We start from the raw sequence: 4,731 nt of genomic DNA on the forward strand, positions 1-4,731 counted from the left end.
TCCCGGTACATACAATGTAAGAGCGTCTTTGGTGACGGGATTCAACACGTAATCACCGGAGACACGAAGCGAAGAGGCCTCGGCTTCGCTAAAGGTGGCGATAACCACTGCGGAATTATCAAGTAATTTGATCCCTTCAGGGGTTTTTGCCAGCCAGAAAGCGCCAGTTTCTTCACTGACCGACAAGTACTTCTGTTCGTCCGGCACACCGTCGGTGCGAATTAAGGTAATTCCTTCCGCATTTTTCGCCAGGGCAACAGAAGAGTTTTGCGGATCAAGGGTGATTGCGGTGTATTGCGGCAGAACGCGCCAGGTAAGATTGCCATCAATGATGCCGTAACCTTTGCTGGCATCAAAAGCGATAAAGAGATCTTTCGGGCCAAACGGTTCAACCACTTCCATTTTGTCGGTAGCCACATGACGGACACCATCAGGGGAAAGCAGAACGCTGTTAAACGTCAGACTCAGGCGGGCCGGAATGCCGTCACTCAGAGTGGCGTCATCCACTAATTCATCCAGCGCTTTACCGACCTGGGCACCTTTGTGGTCAATAATTTGTGGTTTACCTCCCGCCGTCACCACGGCCAACCCGGATTCGGTAAAGGGCTGGACGCGATCAAAGGCCGGCGGAATCATCCAGTTTCCTGTCAGATCGATGAATCCCCACTTGCCCTGTTGCATGGCAGCGGCGGCACCAAAATGATAGTCACCGACTTTTTCAAAAACAGGTTTAATGACCAGTTGCCCCTGATTGTCTAAAAAGCCCCAACGCTCGCCATTTGCATCTGCAGCAGGCAAAAGCACTGCTGCACGGCCTTCATGGACATCACGGATACATAAATTCTGAACCACAGGCAATGCATTATGCCTTTGTGCATCCGCCTGCGCCGCAGATAACGGCGCAAAGCAACTGTCGGGCTCTGCCGCGATTGCAGCGGATGTCAGCGTCAATAAGGCCAGTGTACTGCTGGTATTCAGAGCACAACGGAGTGCATTTCTTAGCCTTGAAGGTTTGCTGACAATCATTAATTACCTCCGGTACCGCATGCAGGAGCCTTGGCTGGCCAGAGATAAGCCCCCTTAGCATCCACAATGACACGCTGATTACAGCGCACCTGAATTTTCGCCTGAACAGCGCCATCACCGTTTAGTAAACTGACCACACCTTTACCCCCTGCCCAGGCATGTTTCTCGCTGAAATCATTTGCCCAATCGAACTTAGGCAAAATAGCGAAACGCCCTGTGGTATTGATGTAACCTAGCAAATTGCCATAGGTCGATTTCTTCATGGCGGTAGCAAAATTATTGCTCATTGCACCAACCTGATCAAAGTAAGAACCGATCAGTTTCTTGCCTTGCTGATCAACAAAACCATACAGGCCCTTGCTATCACGCAGAGGGATGACGCCAGAATTGGCTTTATCCGCCTGCAGGCTGTCGAGTCCGGCGAAGCGCTGAATCTCATTGCCGTCGTTGTCATACAACACAGTTTCGCCTGTAAGATCGTCATTCATGACCAACCGCGCCATCGAGTTCAATGCCTGGGCCTGTTCAAAACCGTCTAACGGAACCGCGCCATGATCATTAATCAATGTGACGCGGCCATCACTGACCGCGCGGCTCAGATTAAGAGGCGGGATGAAATTGAATTCAGCGGTATAAAGTGGTGGGACTTGCCAGTCGCCCTGACTGTTAATCGCCCCAAAATGAGGGGAAAAACTGAGCATAACCCAGTCGCCATCAACAGAACTTGAAGATGCAGTAATTGCCTTGCTGACAGGGAAACGCCCTGCGCTGTCGAGCAATGCAACACCACCTTCGGAAGGTTGAACCAGCCAGTGGTTGCGGCCCACAGGCTGCGGCCTTGAGAGCAAATCTGTGGCTAAAGCCTGACCGTTTTCAGCGCTGTAGAGGCTGTAATGGCTGGCAAGCGCACCACGCTCACCGGGCTGATCGTTATCAGAAAGCGTAAAAGCACCCTGCCCGATATACTGGAATTTACCGCTACGGCCCGCATCAGGCTCAATCGCCCAACTGCCGTCGGTTCTGATCACGCCCCAGCCCGTATCTGTCTGCGCCAGGGCATAACCGTCATTGAAGGAATCAATCTGAATAAACTGAGGTGCAGCTTTATTGCTTTTACTCGCAATGTCCCATAAGCCCCAGCGTTGGGCATCTTTTTCGCCCCCGGTATAAAACAGCAGTCCGGATGACAAACGCTGAGCGCTTTGCTGAATATTTGCCGGAACGTCTATCGCGTTACCGCTGCGATCAATAAGGTGCTTAACGTCTGTATTGCCATTGTTGTCAGTGGCCCAGGTATAGTCGCCGTTAAACGGGGTGATTTGCGTAAAGACTGGCTGGATAACCCATTTCCCTGCGGCATCGATCGCGCCAACTTTTTTGTTTTCAGTATGGATGATCAACGGAGCCTGAGAAGCCTCTCCTTCAATCGATGCCCACTGAGGATCGGAAAGCACATTCCCCTGGGAGGTGAGGATTGCCGGAGGTTTTGTCGCATCAACAGGCGTCAGAACTGCCCATGGCAGGCTTTGTGCCGTATCTGTGGTTGCTTGCGCCAAAGCATTGATGTCATCGGTCATCGGCGTCGTGGCCAATGGTCTTAACTGATAGTCTTTCAGCGCTGTCAGCGTGGCGTCATTAAGAAGCGCTACGCCGTTATTGTCATAGATCTGCGCGACCTGAGGCGTTTTCCCCTCAGTTTGCATCACCCAAAGACGGTTRCCCTGTTGCAGAACTTGCGGCTTATTCACTTTCAGCGAAGCAACCTGATTATCAGCACCGATAATCACAATGCCTTTACTGCCCGTTCCCAGCGTAGCTTTACCCCAGTCGAGGATGTTTTCAGATTGATCTGCAGGAATATCCTGCACTTTTTCCAGCTTATTGTTGAGCAACTGTTTGCTGCTATCCGCAGCTGTAACCAGCCAGCTACCTGAAGCCAGCGGACGTACAGATTTATATTGCTCTTTATTTAACGAAACACCCTGCCGGTCAACGAACATCCAGACGTTTTTGGTTTTCACCGCAACGACATCACCACTAAATTGCGGCTCGTCGCGGGTTTTCAGGATCATCGGGTCAATCGCCCAGTCACCATTTTCATCGAGATATCCCCAGTAACCGTCTTGCGCAGAATCACGCTTTTTAGCTGGAATCAGCCCGGACTGAGGCAAATCCAGTGCAATGACATCATCAGGCAGAGAAAGGGAACGATTTGTGGAGGCATTCCACAAGGCAGGCGAAACTTGCGTTTGCACACTTGCCAATGCCTGACCGCGCACAAATCCCTGGCTGTCGAGAGAAACGGCAAACGGCAGCGTTTTTATCACTGCACCTTTGCGATCAATCAGTACCAGACGGTTATCGGTCACGACCAGCGCGGTGCCTTGTGCATTGAAATCGGTTGCCCGCGTAAATTTAGGTTCAATAACCCAGTGGCCTTTCTTATCGATATAGCCGAATTTATCGCCTTTTTTCGCAGCAGCCAGGTCGTTCACAAAACCCCGGGCTTCACTGAAATCAGGCTTGATCACCATATGCCCGGTGGTATCCACGTACCCCCACAACGGTTCGCGGGATAACCCGACCTGCACAGGGGAAAGCCCTTGCTGGAAAGGCAACTGGCAATCCTTGGCCGTTTTTGCATTGCTACACGCCCGTAACAGTGCGTCATCCGCATGTACCGGCAGGCTAAAAAAAGCATTCAGAACCAGGGATAACGCACTGARGTTTCTGACATATTTGAATTTTTCGGAGCAATTCATCCGATGCCCTTATAACTGGATAAAATTAGAAAGTGTAGCGCCCGCATTTTTTTCATCACCCGCAGAATGGGCGCGTGAGACGGTAAAAAAACCGATAATAATCAATTTAAAGCGAGCGCACATGCCATACGCCTATAGGGTGTCAGCTTGTGAAAGAAAAAGCAGCTATTTTATTACTCTGTAACGAATGAATACATATTATCAATTCCCGGAAAGAGACGCCTTGTGTGTTACCGCTCACCTGCATTACTCACCCGCCGATAACCTGACAGCAACATTCCAACCTCCTTACTAGAAATTAGATCATTTTCATTTACATGTGTTTGAGTGGCTAACAATTAATCTTCGGAAGATTATTACAACTCTTGATTAAGGTCATTATTTCCCCCTCTTTTGTCTGGTTTTATAGATTCCAGAGCGTTGTGTGACCAATATCACTCCCGGTCCGGGTGGCGTCAAACCTGGCAGTGTTCGGTTACAGCGTATTTCAGGTGTTTTATCTTATTGGGGGAAGTCATGCCTATCGTTCGAGCCAGATTGAGTCTGTTTGGTGGCGACACCGTCGTCATACGTTGTTCAGAAAAATGTCACATTCATCTGATGTGTGAAAATGATGTTGAGCGAAAAGGACGTCACTCAGGTTTCGGCGATATTTTGACGGTTAATGATCAAAATACGGCTTATGTGGGGATCCCTTATAAAGGTATCTGGAATGTTCTTATCGATTCCCAGTGTGACTCACTGGAGCACTCAATAAGTTATATGCCCGCCTGAAACCCGCCATTACCTCCTCGATTCTGCTGCTTTATCTGAGACCTTTATCAGGCGGATGGAAAACCATTTGCCTGATATTTCATGAATTACCAGTCAGCCCGGTCTGCATCACAACGTTACAGTTAACCGCTGACACCATCCAGCAGCAAAATGTTGAATTGCGTAACGT

The 4,731-nt window shown here is 49.7% G+C and carries 3 protein-coding genes; 1 reads left to right on the forward strand and 2 read right to left on the reverse strand.

Features of this window, described 5'->3' with window-relative positions:
• Together AC1DUO_RS23425 and AC1DUO_RS23430 are read right to left on the reverse strand one after the other, a co-directional pair.
• The coding region (locus AC1DUO_RS23425) for a WG repeat-containing protein (RefSeq protein ID WP_477988988.1) at nt 1-1,026 on the reverse strand (1,026 nt) is incomplete at its 3' end.
• Nucleotides 1,026-3,788, reverse strand: a complete 2,763-nt coding sequence (locus AC1DUO_RS23430) for a WG repeat-containing protein (RefSeq protein WP_477988990.1) — start codon at nt 3,786-3,788, stop codon at nt 1,026-1,028. The genes AC1DUO_RS23430 and AC1DUO_RS23425, both read right to left, overlap by 1 nt.
• Before the next feature lie 516 nt (nt 3,789-4,304).
• On the opposite strand from AC1DUO_RS23430, the gene AC1DUO_RS23435 reads away from it, so the two are divergent.
• Nucleotides 4,305-4,562, forward strand: a complete 258-nt coding sequence (locus tag AC1DUO_RS23435) for a DUF1883 domain-containing protein (RefSeq protein ID WP_013576162.1) — start codon at nt 4,305-4,307, stop codon at nt 4,560-4,562.
• Nucleotides 4,563-4,731: the final 169 nt, after the last annotated feature.

The sequence above is a fragment of the Rahnella sp. P4_A8 genome (genome assembly GCF_056402435.1).